The organism is Nocardia alni (assembly GCF_019038435.1).
GTDB lineage: Bacteria > Actinomycetota > Actinomycetes > Mycobacteriales > Mycobacteriaceae > Nocardia > Nocardia alni.
This window is the reverse complement of sequence record NZ_JAGPOX010000041.1, coordinates 41,027-64,095: the sequence shown is the minus strand read 5'-3', so window position 1 is coordinate 64,095 and position 23,069 is coordinate 41,027. Positions and strand designations below refer to the sequence as shown.

The window sequence follows — 23,069 nt, the reverse complement described above, 5'->3', positions numbered from 1 at the left end:
GTCGGGCACCGCTGCTTGCTCCTTCGTCGCCTACGCAGCGGTACCCGACCGACGCGCCGCGCCGAACACCTCATTGTTATTGCCTCCTCCTAGGAGGTTCCGGCGTACAGAGACGCTTCGCCGCTGGGCGCGTTGGTGGTTGCGTTAGCGGGGACGTTCAGCGGTGTCGGACGCCAACCGGCTGTCAGCACCCGGCGCATGGTTCCGGCGTGCGGAGAGGCTTCGCCGGTGGGAGCGTTGGTGGCTGGGAGGGTGGTTCGCTGAATCCGGTCCGGAATGCAACCCGTTCCAGTTAGTCTGCGAGAACGTTCGTTAACTTGGGAGGGTCGATGAGGACCGTGCTGCGACGCAGACTGCCGGGATCCTTAGTGGTAGTGACGATTTTTTTGGCGCTGTGGATCGGCGCGACGGGGACGGCCGCCGCCGAATATCCGGTAGATTACAACCTCTTCTCCGGCGTACCCGGGGAGCTCGAGCATCCCGGCGGCTCGCTCCCGGGATCCAACGACCGGTTCTGCCGTCCGAGCGCCGCGCATCCGGATCCGGTGGTGCTGGTGCACGGCACCGGTGGTGGGGCGCAAACCAATTGGGGTGTGTACGTTCCGCTGCTCGCGAACGCCGGGTACTGCGTCTACGCGCTGACCTACGGCGCGTACGACAATCTGCCCTGGCCCGTCTCGGCGATCGGCGGCATGCGGCCTATTCAGGACAGCGCGGCGCAGTTGGCCGCGTTCGTGCACCAGGTGCTGGCGACAACGGGAGCCTCGAAGGTCGATCTGATCGCCCACTCGCAGGGCAATATCGTCGGCAACTACTACATCAAGCGGCTCGGTGGCGAGGCGATGGTGGACAAGTTCGTCGCACTGGCCGCGCCCTGGGTGGGCACCTTCGACCCGCAGACCGACATGATCCGCGCGTTCGCCCGGCAGCTGGGCGTCGAACCCGCGGTGGACGCCATGCTCACGGCAGGGGCGTGCCTGCCGTGCGGCCAGATGGTCGGGCATTCGGCGTTCCTGCGGCGGCTGAACGCGGACGGCGTGTACGACCGGCATGTCACCTACACCAATATCGAGACCCGCTACGACGAGCTGATCGTGCCGTTTACCGTCGGTGTGACTCCCGGGCCCGGGGTAACGCAGATCCTGTTGCAGGACGGGTGCCCGGTCGACTACTCCGAGCACGCGGGCCTGGTGGCCGACGCCCGGGCCGCCGGGTTCGCGCTGAACGCGCTGGACCCGGCGCATCCGCGACCGGTGCCCTGCCACCTCACCCTCCCGGCGGTCGGGGGGTGAGAGCGTCCGGCGGTCCGGGTCCGTCGACCGCTTCGCGCTGATGTGCGGCGGCTATGAATGTCCGCCCCGAGGAGCTGCCCGGTGTTCGCTCTGGGCATAGTTGGGGTGGAAACGATTACGACGTCGGTCACGTTATGCATGAATGAGTCGAGTTGTCGGTCGTCCGCAATAGGGTGGACGGACGGCACCCGTCACCCTTGCCAACTAGAGTGGGAGGCAGGGGAGGCAACCCCAGGGCTTCATGGCAGGCTTGCGCGAGAGGAAACACCGAGCGCCGGATGCCGGAATGTCGGAGCAGGAGAGTGAGGGAGCGATGTTCGAGAGGTTCACCGACCGCGCGAGGCGCGTCGTTGTCCTGGCCCAAGAAGAGGCCCGGATGCTCAACCACAACTACATCGGTACCGAGCACATCCTGCTGGGACTGATTCACGAGGGTGAGGGCGTCGCGGCCAAGTCGCTCGAGTCGCTCGGCATCTCGTTGGAGGGCGTCCGCAGCCAGGTCGAGGAGATCATCGGGCAGGGCCAGCAGGCCCCGTCCGGCCACATCCCCTTCACCCCGAGGGCCAAGAAGGTGCTGGAGCTGAGCCTGCGCGAGGCGCTGCAGCTCGGCCACAACTACATCGGTACCGAGCACATCCTGCTCGGTCTGATCCGCGAGGGCGAGGGCGTGGCGGCCCAGGTGCTGGTCAAGCTGGGCGCCGACCTCAACCGCGTACGTCAGCAGGTCATCCAGCTGCTGTCGGGCTACCAGGGCAAGGAGCCGGTGGAGTCGGGCTCGCGTGGCGAGTCGGGCACCCCGTCCACCTCGCTGGTGCTCGACCAGTTCGGTCGCAACCTGACCCAGGCCGCGCTCGAGGGCAAACTCGACCCGGTCATCGGCCGCGCGAAAGAGATCGAGCGGGTCATGCAGGTGCTGTCCCGCCGCACCAAGAACAACCCGGTGCTGATCGGCGAGCCCGGTGTCGGCAAGACAGCCGTCGTCGAGGGCCTGGCTCAGGCCATCGTCAACGGCGAGGTGCCCGAGACCCTGAAGGACAAGCAGCTGTACACCCTCGACCTGGGTTCCCTGGTCGCGGGCAGCCGCTACCGCGGTGACTTCGAGGAACGCCTGAAGAAGGTGCTCAAGGAGATCAACACCCGCGGTGACATCATCCTGTTCATCGACGAGCTGCACACCCTGGTGGGTGCGGGTGCGGCCGAGGGCGCCATCGACGCGGCCTCGATCCTCAAGCCCAAGCTGGCCCGCGGTGAGCTGCAGACCATCGGCGCGACCACCCTCGACGAGTACCGCAAGTACATCGAGAAGGACGCCGCCCTGGAGCGCCGGTTCCAGCCGGTCCAGGTGGGCGAGCCGACAGTCGAGCACACCATCAACATCCTCAAGGGCCTGCGCGACCGGTACGAGGCGCATCACCGCGTCTCCATCACCGACTCCGCGCTGGTCGCGGCCGCCACACTGGCCGACCGCTACATCAACGACCGCTTCCTGCCGGACAAGGCGATCGACCTGATCGACGAGGCCGGCGCCCGGATGCGTATCCGCCGCATGACCGCGCCGCCGGACCTGCGCGAATTCGACGACAAGATCGCCGACGCGCGCCGGGAGAAGGAGTCCGCGATCGACGCGCAGGACTTCGAGAAGGCCGCGCGCCTACGCGACAAGGAGAAGCAGCTCGTCGCCAAGCGCGCCGACCGGGAGAAGCAGTGGCGTTCGGGTGACCTGGACGTCGTGGCCGAGGTCGACGACGAGCAGATCGCCGAGGTGCTGGCCAACTGGACCGGCATCCCGGTGTTCAAGCTGACCGAGGAGGAGACCACCCGTCTGCTCCGCATGGAAGATGAGCTGCACAAGCGGATCATCGGCCAGGAGGATGCGGTCCAGGCGGTCTCCAAGGCCATCCGCCGCACTCGCGCCGGCCTGAAGGACCCCAAGCGTCCGTCCGGTTCCTTCATCTTCGCCGGTCCGTCCGGTGTCGGTAAGACCGAGCTGTCCAAGGCGCTGGCGAACTTCCTGTTCGGCGACGACGACGCGCTCATCCAGATCGACATGGGCGAGTTCCACGACCGCTTCACCGCGTCGCGGCTGTTCGGCGCCCCTCCGGGCTACGTCGGCTACGAGGAGGGCGGCCAGCTCACCGAGAAGGTGCGCCGTAAGCCGTTCTCGGTCGTGCTGTTCGACGAGATCGAGAAGGCCCACCAGGAGATCTACAACACCCTGTTGCAGGTCTTGGAGGACGGCCGCCTCACCGACGGTCAGGGCCGCACGGTCGACTTCAAGAACACCGTGCTGATCTTCACCTCGAACCTCGGCACCTCGGATATCTCGAAGGCTGTCGGCCTGGGCTTCACCCAGTCCAACATCGAGGGCTCGAACTACGAGCGGATGAAGCTCAAGGTCAACGACGAGCTGAAGAAGCACTTCCGCCCCGAGTTCCTGAACCGCATCGACGACGTGATCGTCTTCCACCAGCTCACCACCGAGCAGATCGTGGAGATGGTGGATCTGATGATCAACCGCGTCGGCAACCAGCTGCGGAACAAGGATATGGAGATGGAGCTGTCCGACCAGGCCAAGTCCCTGCTGGCCAAGCGCGGCTTCGACCCGGTGCTGGGCGCCCGCCCGCTGCGCCGGACCATCCAGCGCGAGATCGAGGATCAGCTCTCCGAGAAGATCCTGTTCGGCGAGATCGGCCCCGGCCAGATCGTCGAGGTCGACGTCGAAGGCTGGGACGGCGAGGGCGCCGGCGAGGACGCGAAGTTCACCTTCGTAGGCAAGCCCAAGCCGGCCAAGCCGGTAGACGAGGAGGAGAAGCCGGAACCGGCCCTGGCCGGCGAGTCCGCAGCCTCCGGGGAGTAGTAAACCCACTTCCCTCAGACACGAGGACCCCTTCCACCACACGGTGGGAGGGGTCCTCGCCCGTTCGCGACAGAGGCTGCCTGGCGAGGGCTTGACAGACTTATCGGAGTACTGAGCGAGAAGGCGGTTCGTGGACGGAATCATCGTGGAGCGCGACGGCAGGTGGCGGATGCCGTTGCGTCGGAGCACGGTCGTAGCGATCGGCTGGCATGAGCAGTGCTTGGTCCTGTCGTTCGCCAATGGAATGGATGTGGCGGCCGGATATTCCTCGCAGCTTTCGCCGGTTTTCCGGATTTCCGGTGATCAGGACCGCAAACCGATTGTGGAGTGGACTCGGCCGCAGGTGGAACAGGGGCTACGGTCGTCCGATGTTGTCTCATCCGTCGCGTTTCGGACCGGCGAGCTCAGAATTGGGTTTCGTAACGGCTGGACCATCCGTGCGGTGGCAACGGATCCTGTTTGTCCCGCGAGAATTCGGGTCGATGGACAGGTGCTGTGGGACGGCTCCGGCATCCACGATGTAGCCGGATTCGAGGTCGAAAAACCGGTACTACCTGCTGCCCCCGTAGCCTGGCCGGATTCCGACGACATCAATGACATACCCTGGCCCGACGTACACGGCCCGGCTACATAACCAGTCGATGCCCAAGGAATGCACACACGGCCGCCGACGCGATCCTGAGCCTCGCGGTAGGGAGGCGTCGCGTCTGTTCGTGGCGCGTCGGGGGACAACGATTCGGAGGAAATTCGGTGGCGGAACGGTAAGTGGGTGTTCATCGTCATTGACGGAGGGTTGACGAAAGGATCACACGCTTACCGGTAGTCAGGTCGAGGCGTTCGTCAGCGAGGGGTTCGTCAAGGTGGAGCGGGCCTTTTCGCGGGATATCGCCGATGCGGGCCGGGAAATTCTGTGGCGGGCCACGACTTCACCACGTGGCGGATCAACCTGTGGTCGACGGGGCGCGCGTTGCTGATGCTGTTCTCTGATGTGGGTATCGACGACGCGCCGACCAGGATCAGGGTCGGTTCGCATCTGCGGCTGCCGAAGGTGTTGGAGCCCGCTGGGGAAGCAGGTCTAGGTTTCGAACTGCTCGACACCTACGCTGCGACAGCCGATCTGCCGTTGGCGCTGGCCACCGGGCAGGCGGGTGATGTGTATCTGTGCCATCCGTTCCTGGTGCATGCCGCGCAGCCCAATTGGAATGGGCGCCCGAGGTTCATGGCGCAACCGCCGCTGTATTCGCGCGAACCCTGCGCATTAGACCGGTCCGATGGCGCCTATTCACCTGTGGAGCAGGGGATTCGGCGCGGCCTCGCATGAATTGTCCGAAATGGCCCCTCGATCAGCGCAGCCGGTCGAGGATCGGCTGGAAGGCATCGGCCAGTCCGCCCGGGACGATCACCTCATCGATGCCGTATTTGTCCTGCCGGTACTCGAGGACCGCCGCGGCCTCGGCCGGGTCCGCGGGGAGCAGGCCGACCGCACCCGCTTCACGCAACTCGGCGGCGCTCGGGACATGCCCGTACACCCGAGGTGCGAACAGTTGGTCGCCGATGCCGACGATCTGCTGGGTGAACGCGACGGGACGATCGGTCGCCTCGCGCGCGGTGGCGATCAGCGCCGCCAGATCGTCCTCGGTGGCGGTGGGGAACAGGGCGGGCAGGATCCGGTCGGCGACCTGTGCGGCGGCCGCTAGCATTCGAGGACCCGCGGCGGCGATCATCACCGGCGGCGCGGGATCGACCCGGGTGCGGACGGCGGCCACCGTCTCGAGCACGTGTGCGCGGCGCTGCGTCGCCGAACCCCACCGGCGTTCGAGCTGTTCGGTCTCCTGTTGCGCGTCGGGGCGGCCGACGCCGATCCCCAATTCGAAGCGTCCGCCGGAAAGCAATTGCAGTGTGGCGCTTTCCCGGACGGTCTCGGCGACGGAGCGCAGCGGTGCGGCGATGACGTTCGGCCGCAGCCGCAGCGTGTCGGTCACCGCCGCGGCGGCGGCCAAGGCCGGATACGGCGACGGGACGTAAAAATTATCCGGCAGCAAAAGTGTGTGATATCCCTGCCGCTCAGCCCTTTTCGCGGTCTCTACCCATTCGAATCCCGAGTCGGGAACATGCATTGTGCCGAATCGTATTGTCATGATGCTTCTCCCGTAGCGAGTTATCGTCGTCCAGTCTGCCCCTGCGGCCCGAGGGACGCGTCGGTGCGATTGCGATAATTCGCGTACGTATCGAAGCGTATTGCGGTGTAGTGGTTTTCGGCGTCTATTGCCAGCCGGGTCGCACCAGACCCGATTCATATGCCATGACAACCAATTGGGTCCGGTCGCGGGCGTCGAGTTTCAACAGGATTCGGCTGACGTGTGTGCGAGCGGTGGCCGGGCTCATGAACAGTCTTTCGGCGATCTCGGCATTGGTCAGGCCCTCGGCCACCAGGGTCATCACCTCACGCTCGCGATCGGTCAATTCGGTCAACGCGGCCGCGGGCGCCGGCTTTGCGCGCGAGGCGAATTCGGCGACGAGGCGGCGAGTGACGCTGGGGGACAACAGCGCATCCCCACCGCTGACCACCCGCACCGCCCGGACGAGGTCCGCGGGCTCGGTATGCTTGACGAGGAATCCCGTTGCCCCCGCACGCATCGCCTCGAAGACGTACTCGTCGAGCTCGAACGTCGTCAGCACGACCACCCGCACACCCGCCAGCCGCGGATCGGCGGCGATCTCCCGGGTGGCGGCCAACCCGTCCAGCACCGGCATTCGGATGTCCATCAACACCACATCGGGGGTCAGCTCCCGGCACATCCGCACCGCCTGCTCCCCGTCGGCCGCCTCCCCGACCACCTCGATACCCTCCTGCGCCTCCAGCAGCGCGGCGAAACCGCCCCGCACCAGTGCCTGATCGTCGGCCACGAGGACTCGGATACGCGCGTTCTCATCGGGAATCATCGGAGCTCCTGGGGATGGGCAGGCGGGCGGTGACGCGAAAGCCGCCCGTGTGCAGCGCGGTCGCGGATACCTCGCCGCCGAGGGCGCAGGCGCGTTCGGCCATACCGGGGATGCCGTTTCCACCGAGGGTTGTGGATGACTGTGCAGCATTCTCGGGTGCGGTGTTCTCGACGGTCAGGCGTAGCTCCTCGGGCGAGTAGTCCACCTCGACAACGGCCTTCGCGCCGGGCGCGTGGCGCAGCACATTGGTCAGCGACTCCTGGACGATACGGGCGGCCGCGGTGTCCAGAACCGCGGGCAGACGAACGGGTGTACCGCGCACGCGGACCCGGACGTCGAGCCCCGCAGTCCGAGCCGGTGCCAGCAGCGTCTCCAGATCGCTCACGCGCACCGCCGGACTCGTCGGCGCGACAACGAATTCCACACCGTCCGCGCCCGAGCGCAAGGAGCGCAGCAGCGCCTGTACCTCGCCGATCGCGTCGCGGCTGGCGGCCTTGATCGCGGCCAGCGCCGTGGCCGCCTGCTCGGGTTTGCGATCGAGCAACTCCAGCGCCACCGAGGATTGCACATTGATCAGCGACAGGCTGTGCGCGAGCACATCGTGCAGCTCGCGAGCGATCGCCAGGCGCTCCTGGGTCGCGCGCTGTTCGCGTTCGGCCAGTTCGCGCGCGCGTTCGGCCTGTTGGTTACGGCGCGCGGCCTGGGCTCGCTGCCGCCGCGCGAGATGGACCACCCGCCGCTGCCGGGTCCCCTCGGCCACCGCGACCAGCACCGCCAGCCAGGCCAGTACCCCGAAGACCAGCGAATAGTCGGTCGGATGCCCGCGGATTCCGGGCGCGGGCCAGGCCATCAGCAGATAGCCCAGCGGTACCAGCGGATAGGTGTACCAGCGTGAACCGCGCGTGCCGGCGGACAGGAACGCGACCACCAGCGCGATGAAGATCGGGCCGTAGCCGAAGCCGCACAGCAGGTAGGTCAGCGTGACGGCGAGGACGCCGATCAGCACCGCTCGTGGGCAGGCACGCCGCCCCAGCAGCAGCAGCGGACCGATGACCAGCAACGCGTAGCCGAGGGCGTCGAGCTCGCGTGAGCCGGCGTCGTGCCAGTGCAGGTTCGCCGCCCGCCCGCCGCCCACCTGCACGGCGGCGACGATCAGCGTCAGCAGCAGATCCCTGCCGCCCGGACGAATCCGCGATTCCACCCTCGAACGGTAACGCCGCCGGCGCTGATAATGCCGCTGCGCAGCGCGAATTACGTCGAGATACGTATGCGTGGTCGCGCCGGGCGGCGGATGTGTCGCAGGAGGTCGCGGGCGGATTCTCAATGGCATGAACACCACCGAACCCGTCGCGGTCGTGACCACCGACGCGCTGACCAAACGCTATGGCGACCAGACGGCCGTCGACGCCGTCAGCATGCGGGTCGACGCCGGTGAGATCTACGGCTTTCTCGGTCCGAACGGGGCCGGAAAGACCACCACACTGCGCATGCTGGTCGGCCTGATCCGGGCGACCAGCGGCACCGCGACGATATTGGGCCGGCGGCCCGGCGATCCGGCGGCCCTGCGTCGCATCGGGGTGCTGATCGAGGGGCCGGGTTTCTACCCGTATCTGTCGGGGCGCGACAACCTGCGCGTCCTGGCCCGCTATCGCGGCTGCACCCGTGACGACGTCGAGGAGGCACTGGGCCGGGTCGGCCTGTCCGCTCGCGGCGACGACCGCTTCCGCACCTACTCACTGGGTATGAAGCAGCGGCTCGGCGTCGGCGCCGCACTGCTGGGCCATCCGGATCTGCTGATCCTCGACGAACCCACCAACGGACTGGACCCGGCCGGTATGGCCGAGATGCGCGAGCTCGTACTCGAACTTGCCGCCGACGGGCACACCGTCGTGCTGTCCTCTCACCTGCTCAGCGAAGTGCAGGAGATCTGCGACCGCGTCGGCGTCATCTCGCGGGGCCGTCTGCTCGCGCAGTCCACGGTGCGTGAATTGCGCGGCACGGGAACGCTTTTCCTGCGGGCCGAGCCGGTGGAGCTGGCCTTTCCCGCAGTGCGCGCGGTGGTGGGTGAGGCGGGCGCGCTGCTGACCGCCACGGGCATCAGGGTCGATGTCGATGCGGCAGACGCGCCCGCGGTGGCACGTGCGGTGATCGAGGCAGGTGCGGACCTGCTGGAGCTGCGCACGGACGAAAAGTCGCTGGAGGAAGTATTTTTCGAAATGACGAAGGTGGAGACGGTATGACAACCGCATCAAAATCACTCGAGGCCGTCTCGGTTACGCGACAGGACAAGGTCATGAGCCGCCTCGTGAGTGACCTTATCGCCTGCACTCGAGCAGAATTCGCGCGACTGCGTAAGTGGCCTGCTTTTTGGATCATCCTGAGCACGTGGATCGTGCTGAATCTGGTCTTCGCCTACCTGTTCAACTACCTCGCCTACACCACCGGCGCGACAACGCGCATGTCGGACGGCCAGCCGCGCGCGTTGCTGATGCGGCAGATGCTGCCCGCGGCCGTGCCCGACGTGTTCACCCAGGGCATGGCGATGTTCGGCGGTGCGCTGATGCTGGTGCTCGGCGCGCTGGTGACCGGTAGCGGATACGGTTGGGGCAGTTGGAAAACCGTGCTCACTCAGGGGCCCTCGCGGGTCCGGGTGATGGGCGGAACGATAGTGGCGCTGGCGGGGGTCGTCGTGGCGTTGGTATTGGCTGCCTTCGTGGTCGACACCGGAGTCGCCGCACTGATCGGCGCGGTGCAGCATCAGTCCCTGGCGCTGCCGGGATCGGGACGGGTGTTGCTCGGAATCGTCACGGGTATAGTGATTCTCGGGATGTGGACGCTGGCGGGTGCTCTTATCGGCGTCGCCGCTCGTGGCCCGGCGCTGGCGGTCGGGCTGGGTCTGGTGTGGGTGCTGGTGGTGGAGAATCTGTTGCGCGGTGTCGCCGCGATCTTCTCCCCGATCCGGGCGATCACCGATCATTTGCCCGGTACCGCGGCCGGATCGCTCGCGGGCGCGATGCGCACGGCATCCGGCGCGTCGACTCCCGGGGTGCTCGACATCCTTTCCCGTCCCGCCTCGTTCCTGATGCTCGCGATCTACATCGCGGTCTTCGCCGCCGCCGCGGTGTGGTTGGTGGACCGGCGCGACCTGGCCTGAGACGTCCGAGAATTCGGCCGAGGGGTCGACCGCCGACGGTTGTTCTCGTCGGCGGTCGAGTCGTGTGCCGTTCCGGCTGCGAGTAGGTTCGGGGGCGGACGGCGATCTATCACCACTGTGAAAGGACTGTGATGCCAACACGTAGCGCGCGTACCGAATGGACCGGAGGGCTGCAGGACGGCTCGGGGCGGGTCGCGCTGGTCAGTTCGGGCGTCGGCACGTACGACGTGTCGTTCCCCAAGCGGTCGGCGGTCGACGCCGACGGCACCACCAGCCCGGAGGAGCTGATCGCCGCAGCGCATTCGTCCTGCTTCGCGATGGCGTGCTCGGCGGAGATCGGCAGTGCCGGCGGTACCGTGCAGGCCCTGAACGTCGACACCGATGTGACCCTGGATTCGGATCCGGCGGGCGGCTTCCGCATCAGCACGATCAAGCTGACCGTGCGGGGCAAGGTTACCGGCTTGGACGAGGCGGGTTTCCTGAAGGCCGCCGAGGCCGCCAAGGCCGGATGCCCGATCAGCAAGGCATTGGCCGGGGTCGAGAACATCGAGCTGGACGCGGCCCTCGAATCCTGATTCACCCGGATCCGCGGGCATCGACCAGGTGAGTCGGCCGATGCCCGCGGCTCGACTGCGGCGAACAAGGCCCGCGGTGGTCCATGAACCACCGCGGGCCTGTTCGTGACCGGTCCTCGGTGACTCCTGGGGATGGCTGTGTCGGCGCTGGCCGAAGCCCGCGGCGTATGGCAGTGTGCCGAATGTGGCGTCTACTCGGTGGGCGACGATCGGCCGCCGGTCCCGGCTGCTGATCGGGGTCGGCGTGGTCGCCGTGCTCGTGGTCGCCGCGATGGTGGTGATCCGGCCCTGGCGAGGCGCACCGGCACAGACGTATCCGTGCACCGAGGACAGCGCGTCCGTGCAGCCGCAGTGGGCTCCGGCCTCGGCGGACTATTCCGCGACCTACGACAGGCACCCCTTCGTCGGCAACGGATATCTGGGACTGCGAGTGCCGCCCGCCGGAATGGGCTACGTGCAGACGGGGGAGCGGACAGGGTGGCCGCTGTACACCCCGCGCTACGACGGCGCGTTCGTCGCGGGCCTGTACGCGCGCGATCCCGCTGTGGCGGATGGACTTTCGGTGGCCGCGGCATTGCCCGTCTGGTCGACGCTTCAGGTCCAGGCCGGTGGTGACACCTACTCCGCGGCAACGCCCGCAGGACAGGTGTCGAATTTCCGGCAGACCGAATATCAGCGTTGCGGGCTGGTGCGCACCGCGCTGACCTGGACCGCCCGCGACGGTCGCGTCACCGATCTGGTCTACGACGTGATGACCGATCGGGCCGATCAGCATGCCGCCGCAGTGCATCTGACGGTGTCCCCGCGCTGGCGCGGGGAACTGGCGGTCACCGGACAGCTCGACTTCGCCGGGGCCCGCCGCATCGATCGGACCGCCACCGTGACACCGAACGGGCACACTACCGATGTCGAATTCCGCACCCGGACAACGAATGTCGTGGGCGATGTGGCCGCGGTGCTATACGCCGGTGACGCGCCCGTACAACAGGACGCCACCGGTCAGCACGCGAAAGTCGCTGTGGCGCCAGGTAACACCTACGAGTTCACCAAGTTCGTCGGTGTCGACACCTCGCTCACCTCCCGCGATCCGCAGCGCGCGGCCCTGGACACCGCGCGCCGGGTATTCCTGCGCGGCTGGGCCGAACTGCTCGCCGAACAGTCGGCCGTCTGGGCCGGCCTGTGGGATTCCGATATCGAGGTACCCGGCCGCCCCGATATGCAGAATTGGATTCACGGCGCGCTGTATTCGCTGTACTCGGCGACGAATCCGGAACAGGACAACAGCATCTCGCCGACCGGCCTGTCCAGTGACAACTACGGTGGCCTGATCTTCTGGGACGCCGATATCTGGATGTATCCTCCCCTGCTGCAATTCGCGCCGGACCTGGCCCGCTCGGTCGTCGAATATCGCTACAAGACGCTGCCCGGGGCCCGCGCGAACGCGCAGCGCCTCGGCTATCCCGGCGCGTTCTATCCGTGGACGGGCGCGGACACCGGGGATCTGTGGACCGAATGCCACAGCTGGTCCCCGCCGCACTGCCTGACCCAGATCCACCTGCAGGGCGATATCTCCCTGGCCGCCTGGCAGTACTACCTGGTCACCGGCGATCTCGGCTATCTGCGCAGCCGTAGCTGGCCGATCATGTCCGCGCTGGCCGAATTCTGGGCGGCGCGTGCGAAGGCGAATCCGGACGGCAGCTATTCGATCGACGATGTCGCCGGGCCGGACGAATACAGCAACGGCGTCGACGACGGCGTGTACACCAATGGCGTCGCCGCACTCGCGCTGCGCGATGCCGCCGCGGCCGCCCGGCTGATCGGTGTGCCCGCGCCGCCGCAGTGGTCGCAGATCGCGGATCATCTGCGCATGCCGTTCGACGCGCGGAACGACGTCTTCCAGCAGTACGACGGCTATCGCGGATCGCAGATCAAACAGGCCGATACCGTGCTGCTGGAATATCCGCTGGAATGGCCGATGTCGCCCCAGACGGCCGCGAAGACCCTGGCGTATTACGCCGGGCGCACCGATCCCGACGGCCCCGCCATGACCGATTCGGTGCACGAGATCGACGCCGCGGCACAGGGGATCCCGGGCTGTTCGATCGGCGCCTATCTGGATCGGTCGGTGCGCCCGTTCGTCCGGCCGCCGTTCGGACAGTTCGCCGAGGCGCGCGGCAACAAGGCCGGCGCGACGGATCCACTGGCCGGGTCACCGGCATTCGACTTCGATACCGCCGCAGGTGGTTTCGTGCAGGAATTCACCAATGGCCTGCTGGGACTGCGGTTTCGCGAGGATCGAGTGCGCGTTGATCCGGTGCTGCCGCCGCAGCTCGGCGAGGGTGTGGCGGTGCACGGAATACAGTGGCAAGCAAGGATATTCGACGCCGAGATCGGTCCGCGGCGTACCGTGATCACGCTGCGGTCCGGTGCGGCGCTGCCGGTGGAGACCGCGACTGGACTGCGCCGAGTCGAGCCCGGCGCATCGCTGGAACTGCCGACCCGGCGGCCCGATCTGACGCCCACCGCCGATGCCGCGCGCTGCAAGCTCGCGATGAGCGACAGCGCACAGCCGGGCGACTACGCCGAGGCGGCGGTCGACGGCGACCCGGGCACCGCCTGGGTACCCGATTCCGCCCAAGGCGCACTCACCGTGGACCTGGGCGCCGTCGCCGCCGTCACCCGCGTCGTCCCGCAGTGGACCGATCCGGCGCCGAATCTGTCATCGGTCGATGTGTCGACCGATGAGCAGACATGGACCCCGGCCGCACTGAAGGCCGATGGGGAGCTGATCACCCCGCTGTACGCACGCTATGTGCGCGTTACCGTGCGGGGCGCCGACCCATCCGCCCGCCCCGGTATCAGCGACCTGGACATCCGCACGAACTGAGGACTCCGCGGGATGATGAGCCGACAGGGCGGCTGAGCTCAGTTCTGCTTGGCCGGCACGTCCAGCACGACCTCGAACTCCAGCAGCGACGCACCCGAGGACACCGGCTTGCGCGACGGATCGCCCGCGTGCGCCTCCTTGGCCGGGCCGTCCCGCCACGCGGCGAAGGACTCCTCCGAATCCCACTGCGTGACCACGAAATACCGGTTGTCCCCGGAGACCGGTCGCAGCAGCTGGAACCCGAGGAATCCGGGCGAGTTGTCCACCGCGTGCGCGCGATGGGCGAATCGCTTCTCCAGCTCGGGTCCCGCGCCCTCGGGCACCTCGATCGCATTGATCTTTACAACAGCCATGCGTACAGGCTAGCGCTGCGGCCTCGGCTCGCGACTCCGAGCGCGACTTGGCAGATCGATTCCAACCTCGTGCACTATTAATCATTGCTAACCTTACGAGAATTGAAGTATCGTCCTGTCGCGACGGACTGGCGTACACCAGAGGGCGGGTCCTGCGTCGCTGCTCCGAAATCCCTGCCATGGCAGTGCTTTCCAGCTGTTGTCACCGGTGGCGCCAGAAAAGGAAAACGTATGGATATCGTCGACGCGCAACTGCACCTCGGGCGCCGGATGATCGAGCCGACGCTCGAAGCGATGGACGCACTCGGCATCACCTCCGTACTGCTCGACGAATTCTGGGGCGTCTACCGGGACACCGGACCGACTCATTTCGAGCCCGGTCACCTCCTGGAGAACGGTGCCTGGCGCGTATCGTGGCCGACCGCGGAAGAGGCCGCCATCCTGCATCCCGGCCGATTCTCCTATCTGGTTCGCATCGACCGCCGCGATCCGCAACTGGAAAGTCTCATGCGCTTCGTCGGCACATCCCCGCATGCCCGCGCCTTTCGATTGCAGCCGGTCTGGACGCTCGACGAGGTGGAGGCGTTCGCCACCGGGGCGTACACGCAGCTGCTGGAAATCGCCCAGGACGTGGGTCTCCCGGTATTCCTGTTCATTCCGGGTTACGTCGAACTGCTGGAACCGTACGCCCGGCAGTTTCCCGGACTGACATTCGTCGTCGACCACTGCGGTATGGGCTTTCCGGGAATTCCGGCCGGCCGCCCCCAGGAGGAGGCGCGCGCCGCGCAGAGCACCGGTTACTTCGATCGAGTGCTGCGCCTCGCGGACCTGCCCAACATCGCGCTGAAGTGGAGCCACGCCCAGAACTACTTCGGCGCAACGACATACCCGTATCCGGAGATCCGGCCGTACCTGCGGCGCGCGATCGAGGCTTTCGGCGCCGACCGATTGCTCTGGGCGAGCGACAAATCCGTCATGTTCGGCCACACCTGGGCCGATCTGCTGTACAGCGTCTCGGACGATCCCGAACTCTCACAGCAGGAGCGAGACCTGATCCTGGGTGGATCGGCCCGACGAATCCTCCAGTGGCCGTTACCTTCCGAAGAATCATTGCCCGCCTCGGAGCCGACCGCCATCGTGTGACGGCTCTGTCTCGACGCGTCGAGACAGGTCTACCCCCGCAGCACCTGGCGTCCGATGGCCCATTTGTGTACCTCGGTGGGGCCGTCGTAGAGGCGGAAGGCGCGCATGTCGCGGAAGATCATCTCCACGACCGTCTCGTCGCTGATGCCGATGCCGCCGAGTACCTGAACGCAGCGGTCGGCGACCTTGAAAAGCTCTTCGGAGACATAGGATTTGGCCATCGAGCTCTCGTGCCTGGCCTTGTCGCCGTTGTCCATCAGCCAGCAGGCGTGCCAGATGGTCAGGCGGCACTGGTGCAGGGCGATCTCGTTGTCCGCCAACATGAACGACACGCCCTCGTGTTCACCGATGGGTCTGCCGAAGGCGGTGCGGGTGCGGGCGTGCTCGACCGCGATGCTGTGTGCCCGTTCGGCCGCGCCGAGCCAGCGCATGCAGTGGGTCAGGCGGGCCGGGGCCAGTCGCAGCTGCGCGTAGCGCAGCGCCTGCCCGGTTTCGCCGAGGACGGATTCCTTCGGCAGCGTGAGATTGTCGAACCGCACCACGCCGTGTCCGCCGACGTAGTTGCGGTCCATGGTGTTCATGGTCCGCTCGACGACGATGCCCGGCGTGTCACCCTCGGTGAGAAACAGTGTGGGCCCTTCCGGCGCATGGGGATTGGCCTCGAGCCGGGCCATGATGATCCACGTCTTGGCGCCGTTCGCCCCGGTGATGAGCCATTTGTGGCCGTTGATGACGAAGTTCTCGCCGTCGAAACTCGCGGAGGTGGCCAGCTGGCCCGGATCGGATCCGGCCCCGCCCGGCTCGGTCATCGCGAATACCGAGCGCTGGCGGCCGGTGATCACCGGCATGAGATAGCGCTGCACCTGTTCGGGATTCGCGACCCTGGACAGCAGGAACATATTGCCCTCGTCCGGCGCGGCGCAGTTCATCGCGACCGGTCCGAGGGTGGACCAGCCCGCGGCCTCGTACAGCACGGCCTGCTCGATATGGGTCAGCCCGCGTCCGCCCAGCTCGGTCGGAGCCTGCACGGTCAGCAGGTTCTCCGCCCGTGCCAGCTCGACGAGTTCGGCTCGCAACTCGTCGTTCGGCCCGTGTGAGGTCAGGCGCGGATCGCGCTCGTACGGGACGATCTTGTCGATGACGAACCGGCGCACCCGATCACGTTCGGCGGCGAGGTCGGCGGGAATCGAGAAGTCGATCATCGGCTGAGCATACGGCGACCGCCCGGAGTAACTGAAGGCACCCGCCATCAAAGATGTTCGCGCAGGTGCGACCTTATGCGAGGACCGAACGTAGAAAGGCAGAAACCTCGGTGCGATACGCCTCGGGCCGGTCGTCGTGGACCAGGTGCCCGGCGTGCGGGATCAGTACGTGCCGGGCGCGGGAATTCACCTCGGCCATCCGGCGCATCTGCCCCGGCGGGGTGATCGTGTGCTCGCCCTCGAGCAGGAGTGCGGGCGCGCCCACCGATTCCCATTCGGCCCAGAAGTCGCGGGTTCCCCATTCCTCGGAAATGTCGCGGAAGGTCTTCACCGGGCCGTGCAATCGGTAGCCGTCCGGGCCGTGGGCGAACGAGTTCAAGAAATAGCGCCCGGCCACCGGGCCGAAGTACGCGAGCATCGCGGCCTCATCCGGGAACGGCTGCGGCCACGCCTCGATCATCCGTGCCCAGTCCTGTGCGGTGCGGCCGCGAAAATCCGGCGCCATATCCTCGACCACCAGCGCGCGCACCCGCTCGGGATACCGCGCGGCGAACATCCAGCCGTGCAGCCCGCCCATGGAATGGCCGATCACCACCATCGGCTCGGTGATCGAGGCTACGGCCGCGGCCAGATCCGCCACGAACGCCTCCGTGGTCAGCTCCGGCGGCGCCGGTCGGCCGTGCCCGGCCGCGTCGAAGGTATAGGGCCGTCCGAACTCGCGCAGCCAGTCCAGCTGCGCGTGCCAGGTCCGACCACTGCCCATCAGGCCGTGCAGGAGCAGGATCGGTACGCCCGTACCGCCCATTTCGGTCACTGTCCGATTCGAGATCACCATCGCCTGTCGACGATAGGCGACTCGCCTGGAACGGATGAGCGGCCCAGCGGGGCGACCAGTACGGATACCGAAATGTCGGATGGCGACGAAGTGTGGTGCGACACACCCTGACGCGTCATGGCAGTGTCTTAGGATGGTTGTTTGCATGGTCGGGCGAGCAGGCAGTAGCGCGCCGGACGGCCATGCCGAAAGGGTGCGGTATGAGGTACACAGCATGAGTTCGGAACTCCAGGTCGATGTCTCCGCCGGTGTCGCCGTGCTCACGCTCAACCGTCCCGCTCAGCAGAACGCGCTGACGCCGGTCATGGCGACGGAACTCGGTGCGGCGCTGAGCAGATGCGACGCCGAGGACGCCATCCGCGCGGTGGTCATCACCGGTACACCACCGGCGTTCTGCGCCGGGGCCGATCTGTCCAGCCGGGTCGGCGATGTCAGCGGCACCATCGACCCGCCGCCGTGGCGCGTGCGCAAGCCGGTGATCGCGGCGGTGAACGGTCACGCCGTGGGTATCGGTCTGGCGCTGGCGTTGCAGTGCGATCTGCGATACATGGCCCGCGACGCCGTCTACGGTCTCAACCAGGTGCGCCGGGCCGTGCTGGCCGACGGCTATGCGCACTGGACGCTGCCGCGACTGGTCGGCATGGCCAACGCCGCCGACATCATGCTCACCGGCCGTACCTTCGACGGTGACGAGGCCAAGGCCATGGGCCTGGCGAACGGATGCCTGCACGCCGCCGAGGTGCTGCCGACGGCGCTGTCCGTCGCACAGGACATCGCGGGTGGGTCCGCGCCGCTGCCCGCCGCGCTGTCCAAGCGGCTGCTGTGGGAGGGGCTGGGTATGACCCCCGAGGCGGTCGGTCAGTTGGAGTCCGAGCTGAACACCTTCGTCGCCAAGAGCATCGACGGCGGTGAGGGGATGGCCGCGTTCCGGGATCGCCGCCAGCCGCGCTGGACGGGAAGTATCACCGGTGAGTGGCCGGCCTGGGATACCACGGGCGAAACGGGCCGACCCAGCCTGGACTGAGCCGCACTATCTTCCGTGCCCGCCCACCAGGAGCATCAGGTAAATGATCGCGACGATGACCATGAGGATCGTCCCGACAACGCCCAGGACGTAGCCGATCACCACCTGGGAGCGGCCACCGAGAGCGCCGCCGGAGCGTTCGATCTGGTCCAGGGCACGCTTGCCCATGGCCCACGCGATGGGACCCAGTGCGCCGCAACAGAAGACGCTCAGTGCACCGAGCAGCAGCACCGTCGTCGCGTGCGGGTGCTCGATCGGTTGCCCGATCGGCTGCTCGGGCAGGTCATCCCAGTAGGGGTTCGGCATGGCCACCTCACGAGTCTACGGGTGCCCCGCTCATGAGGTCGGGCTGACGCGCTGTATTCGATTGCCGCCGTGTGGCCGTTCGGCGAGTCCGTCTACCGCGCGCGGCGCTGACGAGCGATATCCGCCAGCACGACGCCCGCGGCCACCGAGGCGTTGAGCGATTCAACCGGACCGGCCATCGGGATGCTCAGGATAGAGTCGCAGGTCTCGCGGACCAGCCGCGACAGGCCCTTGCCCTCCGAGCCGACCACGATGACAGTCGGTGTGGTGCCGTCGAATTCGTCCAGCGCGGTGTCGCCGCCCGCGTCCAGGCCGATGATCTGCGCACCGCTGGCCGCCCAATCCTTCAGCGTGCGGGTCAGATTCGTCGCCCGCGCGACCGGCAGCCGGGCTGCGGCACCGGCGCTGGTCCGCCAGGCCACCGCCGTGACGCTGGCGCTGCGCCGCTGCGGGATCACCACGCCGTGGCCGCCGAACGCGGCGACCGAGCGGATCACCGCGCCGAGGTTGCGCGGGTCGGAGATGTTGTCCAGTGCGACCAGCAGCGCGGGTTCGGTGGAGTTGTGCGCCGATTCGAGCAGATCGTCCGGATGCGCGTAGCGGTACGGCGGCACCTGCAGGGCCACACCCTGGTGTAAGCCGTTGGTGCTCATGCGATCCAGGTCGGTGCGCGGCACCTCGAGGATCGAGATCCCGGTGTCGGCGGCGAGTTTGACCGATTCGGTGAGGCGCTCGTCGTTCTCGGTGCCCACCGCCACGAACAGCGCTGTCGCCGGAACACCGGCGCGCAGGCACTCCACCACCGGGTTGCGGCCGAGGACCAGTTCGGGGCCGTCGTCGCTGCGGCGTCCGGCCGTGCGGCTCCCGGGCGCTCGCCCGCCGCCCTTCGCCGCGGCCTTGGCCGCCGCGGCCGCCCGCTTGGCCGCGGGGTGATAGCTGCGGTCCACCGCCTTCGGGGTCGGGCCCTTGCCCTCGAGCCCGCGCCGCCGGACACCGCCGGACCCGGCCACCTGGCCCTTCTTGCTGCCGCCCTTGCGGATCGCGCCGCGTCGCTGTGAGTTGCCTGCCATCAGTTCGCCTTCCGTGTCGAGGGTGACACCAGCGACCATTCCGGGCCGTCGGGTGTGTCGGTGACCTCTACCCCGGCCGTGTGCAGTCGGTCGCGCACCGCGTCGGCCTCCGCCCAGTCCTTGGTCGCGCGGGCGGTCTGGCGGCGGTCGAGTTCGGCACGCACCAGCACGTCGAGCGCATCGCCCGCCGCCGAGGTGTCCGTGCCCGAATCCCAGTGCGGGTCCAGCGGATCCACCCCGAGGATCGCGAGCATGGCGCGAACCTGTTCTGCGTACTCGCGGGCGGCGTCGGTGGCGCCGGACTCCAGCGCCTTGTTGCCCTCGTGCACGACCCGGTGAATTTCGGCCAGCGCCTTGGGAATTCCGAGGTTGTCGTCCAGCGCCTCGGCGAAGGCGTCGGTCCACTTGCCGACGGGGATCTCACCGAGGCGCTCGGCCGAGCGCCGCACGAACGCCTCGAGTCGCTGATAGGTATTGGCGGCATCGCGCAGCGCCTGATCGGAATACTCCAGCATCGAGCTGTAGTGCGCGCTGCCCAGGTAGAACCGAAGTTCCACGGCGCGAACGGTTTCCAGCACGTTCGGCACCGCCAGGGTGTTGCCCAGGGACTTGGACATCTTTTCCCCGCCCAGGGTCACCCAGCCGTTGTGCAGCCAATAGTGCGCGAAACCGTCACCGGCGGCGCGGGATTGGGCGATCTCGTTCTCGTGGTGCGGAAACACCAGATCCATGCCGCCGCAATGAATATCGAATTCCGCGCCGAGGTAGAACTCGGCCATCGCCGAGCATTCCAGATGCCAGCCGGGGCGGCCCGGACCCCACGGCGAGGGCCAGGTCGGCTCGCCGGGCTTGGCGGCCTTCCACAGCGTGAAATCGCGCGGATCGCGTTTGCCCGCGCCCGCGCTCTCACCCTGGTGCACATCGTCGAGCCTGTGCCCGGACAGTGCGCCGTACTCGGGGAAGCTGCGCACATCGAAGTACACGTTTCCGGCCGAGGCGTAGGCGTGGCCGCGGTCGATCAGCCGCTGCATCATCTCGACCATCTGGGTGATGTGGCCGGTGGCGCGCGGCTCGACCGAGGGGGGCAGCACGCCGAGAGCGGCGTAGGCGCGGTCGAAGGCGCGTTCGTGCGTGGCGGCCCACTCCCACCACGGGCGGCCCGCGGCAGCGGCCTTGTTGAGAATCTTGTCGTCGATATCGGTGACGTTGCGCACGAACGCCACGTCCAGCCCGCTTGCCAGCAGCCAGCGGCGCAGCACGTCGAAGGCGACTCCGCTGCGCACATGTCCGATATGGGGTTCGCCCTGCACGGTGGCGCCACAGAGGTAGATCGACGCTCGGCCGGGGACCAACGGCGTGAAATCACGCAGGGTCCGCGTCGCGGTGTCGAAAAGGCGCAGAGTCACGACCAGCCATCCTACTGTCAGGGCAATTGCGGAAAATACGGGGTATAGCGCGGTTATCCAGCAAGCTTGTGTCAGTTACTACAACACAGCAGCGCGGTCGCGACCGCCGCAATACCCTCGCCGCGGCCGGTGAGACCAAGACCGTCGGTGGTCGTGCCGGACACCGAAACCGGCGCTCCGAGTAATTCTCCCAGTACCCGCTGCGCTTCGCTACGTCGCGGGCCGATCTTGGGCCGGTTACCAATTACCTGAACCGCCGCGTTGGCAACGGTATAACCCGCTTCGTCCAGGAGCCGGCGGACCTCGCGCAGCATGTCCGCACCGGACACGCCGGCCCATTCCGGTCGCCCGGTGCCGAAGACCGCGCCCACATCGCCCAGTCCGGCGGCCGACAGCAGTGCGTCGCACAGCGCGTGCGCGGCGACGTCGCCGTCGGAATGTCCGGCGCAGCCACTGTCGCCCTCGAACAGCAGACCGGCCATCCAGCAGGGACGGCCGGGTTCGATCGGGTGCACATCGCTGCCGATGCCCACCCGCATGGTGGCGGGCGCGGTCATCGTGGCAGTCCTGTGGTCAGTGCGGCGTCGGCGCGCTCGGCGAGCAGCGTGCGGGCCAGGTGCAGATCCAGCGGTGTGGTGATCTTGAATGCCAGCGGGTCGCCGGGAATCACCCGGACGTGTGCGCCGAACCGCTCGACCAATCCGGCGTCGTCGGTCGCGTGCAGACCCGAGGCGTAGGCATCGCGCAGCAGTTGCGCCTCGAAGCCCTGCGGAGTCTGGATCGCACGCAGGACCGATCGGTCGGGAGTTCCGGTGACATCACCGTGCGCGTCCACCGTCTTGATCGTGTCGGCGACCGGCAGTCCGGGCACGACCGCCGATTGTCCGGCGCGCAGCTCGGCGACCACCCGCTCGATGAGCGATGGCGGGGTCAACGCGCGCGCTGCGTCGTGCACCAGGAAATGGGAGACGGTCTTGGGCGTGTTCAGCGCGGCCGCGATTCCGGCGCGAACGGAATCGGTGCGCTCGGCGCCGCCTGAGACCACGCTCACCGGCACGGGGCCCGTCGTCTCGACGATGCCGAGCAGAACTGGCGCCTCGCCGATGAGTTCGGCAGGCGCCATGATCACGATATGGTCCACGACCCCGGACGCGATCAGGCCGTCCACTGCGAGTGTGAGCATGGAGCTGCCGCCGATCGGCACGAACGCCTTGGGCATGGACTCACCCAGGCGAACGCCCCGACCAGCGGCAGGCACCAGCGCCACAACACGACTACCGTCGTGCTGATCGGCCACGGTCAGGAGGCCGCTGCGAGAACCTCGTCGAGCAGGGTCTCGGCCTTGACGTCGTCGGTGCCCTCTGCCAAGGCGAGTTCACCGACGAGGATCTGGCGGGCCTTGGCGAGCATTCGCTTCTCGCCGGCGGACAGGCCGCGGTCCTGTTCGCGCCGCCAGAGATCGCGTACGACCTCGGCGACCTTGTTCACATCACCCGAGGCGAGCTTTTCCAGGTTCGCCTTGTAGCGGCGAGACCAGTTCGTCGGCTCCTCGGTGTGCGGCGCCCGCAGCACCTGGAAGACTCGATCGAGACCCTCCTGGCCCACAACATCGCGCACGCCGACATATTCGGCATTTTCGGCGGGAACCCGCACGGTGAGATCGCCTTGGGCGACCTTGAGGACCAGGTACTCCTTCTGCACGCCCTTGATGGTGCGTGTCTCGATAGCTTCGATCAGCGCCGCTCCGTGGTGGGGGTAAACGACGGTGTCTCCGACCTTAAAAATCATCTGTCCCGTGCCCCTTTCGATGCTCACAGTTTAACATGCGGATCGGTAACGGCGCGATCAACGACGCAGGTCAGGGCCACAACAGCTGGGTGGTGGGGGTTGACAGAACGAATCCGGTGTGCATCCTGTTGTGCCAGAACCACTTCCGACCGGATGGTCTCCCGGAGGCTGTGGCGCCCGGAAGGATGCGCACCAGCGGAGTTCGTCTGGAGTCTGTGCGGAGACTGTCAGGAG

Annotated in this window: 22 protein-coding genes; 10 read left to right on the top strand and 12 right to left on the bottom strand. The window is 67.3% G+C overall.

Annotated features, from left to right (window positions below; translation table 11 throughout):
* Positions 1 to 329: 329 nt before the first annotated feature.
* From JZ791_RS17820 to JZ791_RS17805, 4 genes are all read left to right on the top strand, one after another.
* On the top strand, positions 330 to 1,292 hold the full coding sequence (locus JZ791_RS17820) for an esterase/lipase family protein (protein WP_216896251.1): 963 nt from the start codon (positions 330 to 332) through the stop codon (positions 1,290 to 1,292).
* A 313-nt stretch (positions 1,293 to 1,605) separates the two neighbouring features.
* Positions 1,606 to 4,149, top strand: coding sequence for an ATP-dependent Clp protease ATP-binding subunit (locus JZ791_RS17815; RefSeq protein WP_216896265.1), 2,544 nt, complete (start codon positions 1,606 to 1,608; stop codon positions 4,147 to 4,149).
* A 145-nt stretch (positions 4,150 to 4,294) separates the two neighbouring features.
* On the top strand, positions 4,295 to 4,783 hold the full coding sequence (locus JZ791_RS17810; RefSeq protein ID WP_216896250.1) for a hypothetical protein: 489 nt from the start codon (positions 4,295 to 4,297) through the stop codon (positions 4,781 to 4,783).
* A 276-nt stretch (positions 4,784 to 5,059) separates the two neighbouring features.
* Positions 5,060 to 5,470: a phytanoyl-CoA dioxygenase family protein gene (locus tag JZ791_RS17805; RefSeq protein ID WP_308162968.1), complete on the top strand. Its 411-nt coding sequence runs from the start codon at positions 5,060 to 5,062 to the stop codon at positions 5,468 to 5,470.
* A gap of 22 nt (positions 5,471 to 5,492) precedes the next feature.
* Here the strand turns inward: JZ791_RS17805 and JZ791_RS17800 are convergent, their stop codons facing one another.
* The 3 genes from JZ791_RS17800 to JZ791_RS46290 form a co-directional block, all read right to left on the bottom strand.
* Entirely contained in the window at positions 5,493 to 6,266 is a 774-nt protein-coding gene (locus JZ791_RS17800; protein ID WP_254205868.1) for an LLM class flavin-dependent oxidoreductase, read from the bottom strand.
* Between the two features lie 145 nt (positions 6,267 to 6,411).
* Positions 6,412 to 7,092, bottom strand: a complete 681-nt coding sequence (locus tag JZ791_RS17795) for a response regulator transcription factor (RefSeq protein ID WP_216896247.1) — start codon at positions 7,090 to 7,092, stop codon at positions 6,412 to 6,414.
* A complete protein-coding gene (locus tag JZ791_RS46290) occupies positions 7,079 to 8,293 on the bottom strand; it encodes a sensor histidine kinase (RefSeq protein WP_308162967.1) in 1,215 nt (404 codons plus the stop codon). The genes JZ791_RS17795 and JZ791_RS46290 overlap by 14 nt, the downstream gene beginning before the upstream one ends.
* Before the next feature lie 127 nt (positions 8,294 to 8,420).
* On the opposite strand from JZ791_RS46290, the gene JZ791_RS17785 reads away from it, so the two are divergent.
* From JZ791_RS17785 to JZ791_RS17770, 4 genes are all read left to right on the top strand, one after another.
* Positions 8,421 to 9,332 carry an ABC transporter ATP-binding protein gene (locus JZ791_RS17785; protein WP_216896244.1) on the top strand — a complete coding sequence of 304 codons (912 nt, stop codon included), beginning with the start codon at positions 8,421 to 8,423 and terminating at the stop codon, positions 9,330 to 9,332.
* Positions 9,329 to 10,246: an ABC-2 transporter permease gene (locus JZ791_RS17780; protein WP_308162966.1), complete on the top strand. Its 918-nt coding sequence runs from the start codon at positions 9,329 to 9,331 to the stop codon at positions 10,244 to 10,246. The genes JZ791_RS17785 and JZ791_RS17780 overlap by 4 nt, the downstream gene beginning before the upstream one ends.
* 131 nt (positions 10,247 to 10,377) lie before the next feature.
* The gene (locus tag JZ791_RS17775) at positions 10,378 to 10,821 is read left to right on the top strand and encodes an OsmC family peroxiredoxin (protein ID WP_216896242.1); all 444 of its coding nucleotides are present in this window, start codon (positions 10,378 to 10,380) and stop codon (positions 10,819 to 10,821) included.
* A gap of 184 nt (positions 10,822 to 11,005) precedes the next feature.
* Positions 11,006 to 13,708: a discoidin domain-containing protein gene (locus tag JZ791_RS17770; RefSeq protein ID WP_308162965.1), complete on the top strand. Its 2,703-nt coding sequence runs from the start codon at positions 11,006 to 11,008 to the stop codon at positions 13,706 to 13,708.
* Between the two features lie 38 nt (positions 13,709 to 13,746).
* Here the strand turns inward: JZ791_RS17770 and JZ791_RS17765 are convergent, their stop codons facing one another.
* Complete coding sequence (locus tag JZ791_RS17765) at positions 13,747 to 14,061, bottom strand: antibiotic biosynthesis monooxygenase family protein (RefSeq protein ID WP_216896240.1); 315 nt, start codon at positions 14,059 to 14,061, stop codon at positions 13,747 to 13,749.
* 231 nt (positions 14,062 to 14,292) lie between these two features.
* Between JZ791_RS17765 and JZ791_RS17760 the strand changes: the two genes are divergently transcribed.
* A complete protein-coding gene (locus JZ791_RS17760) occupies positions 14,293 to 15,204 on the top strand; it encodes an amidohydrolase family protein (RefSeq protein WP_216896239.1) in 912 nt (303 codons plus the stop codon).
* A 29-nt stretch (positions 15,205 to 15,233) separates the two neighbouring features.
* Here the strand turns inward: JZ791_RS17760 and JZ791_RS17755 are convergent, their stop codons facing one another.
* Positions 15,234 to 16,406 (bottom strand): acyl-CoA dehydrogenase family protein, encoded by a 1,173-nt coding sequence (locus tag JZ791_RS17755; protein ID WP_216896237.1) that lies wholly within the window; start codon positions 16,404 to 16,406, stop codon positions 15,234 to 15,236.
* 73 nt (positions 16,407 to 16,479) lie between these two features.
* Positions 16,480 to 17,211: an alpha/beta fold hydrolase gene (locus JZ791_RS17750; RefSeq protein WP_254205879.1), complete on the bottom strand. Its 732-nt coding sequence runs from the start codon at positions 17,209 to 17,211 to the stop codon at positions 16,480 to 16,482.
* A gap of 244 nt (positions 17,212 to 17,455) precedes the next feature.
* Between JZ791_RS17750 and JZ791_RS17745 the strand changes: the two genes are divergently transcribed.
* Positions 17,456 to 18,265 (top strand): enoyl-CoA hydratase/isomerase family protein, encoded by an 810-nt coding sequence (locus JZ791_RS17745; RefSeq protein ID WP_216896233.1) that lies wholly within the window; start codon positions 17,456 to 17,458, stop codon positions 18,263 to 18,265.
* 6 nt (positions 18,266 to 18,271) lie between these two features.
* Here the strand turns inward: JZ791_RS17745 and JZ791_RS17740 are convergent, their stop codons facing one another.
* The 6 genes from JZ791_RS17740 to carD form a co-directional block, all read right to left on the bottom strand.
* The gene (locus JZ791_RS17740) at positions 18,272 to 18,571 is read right to left on the bottom strand and encodes a DUF4190 domain-containing protein (protein WP_216896262.1); all 300 of its coding nucleotides are present in this window, start codon (positions 18,569 to 18,571) and stop codon (positions 18,272 to 18,274) included.
* Between the two features lie 92 nt (positions 18,572 to 18,663).
* Positions 18,664 to 19,641 carry a 23S rRNA (guanosine(2251)-2'-O)-methyltransferase RlmB gene (rlmB, locus tag JZ791_RS17735; RefSeq protein WP_216896231.1) on the bottom strand — a complete coding sequence of 326 codons (978 nt, stop codon included), beginning with the start codon at positions 19,639 to 19,641 and terminating at the stop codon, positions 18,664 to 18,666.
* Positions 19,641 to 21,047, bottom strand: coding sequence for a cysteine--tRNA ligase (cysS, locus tag JZ791_RS17730; protein WP_216896229.1), 1,407 nt, complete (start codon positions 21,045 to 21,047; stop codon positions 19,641 to 19,643). Before cysS ends, rlmB begins: the two co-directional genes overlap by 1 nt.
* Before the next feature lie 71 nt (positions 21,048 to 21,118).
* Entirely contained in the window at positions 21,119 to 21,586 is a 468-nt protein-coding gene (gene ispF / locus JZ791_RS17725; RefSeq protein ID WP_216896261.1) for a 2-C-methyl-D-erythritol 2,4-cyclodiphosphate synthase, read from the bottom strand.
* A 14-nt stretch (positions 21,587 to 21,600) separates the two neighbouring features.
* On the bottom strand, positions 21,601 to 22,344 hold the full coding sequence (gene ispD / locus JZ791_RS17720) for a 2-C-methyl-D-erythritol 4-phosphate cytidylyltransferase (RefSeq protein ID WP_438804531.1): 744 nt from the start codon (positions 22,342 to 22,344) through the stop codon (positions 21,601 to 21,603).
* A 2-nt stretch (positions 22,345 to 22,346) separates the two neighbouring features.
* Entirely contained in the window at positions 22,347 to 22,835 is a 489-nt protein-coding gene (gene carD / locus JZ791_RS17715; protein ID WP_019931623.1) for an RNA polymerase-binding transcription factor CarD, read from the bottom strand.
* Positions 22,836 to 23,069: the final 234 nt, after the last annotated feature.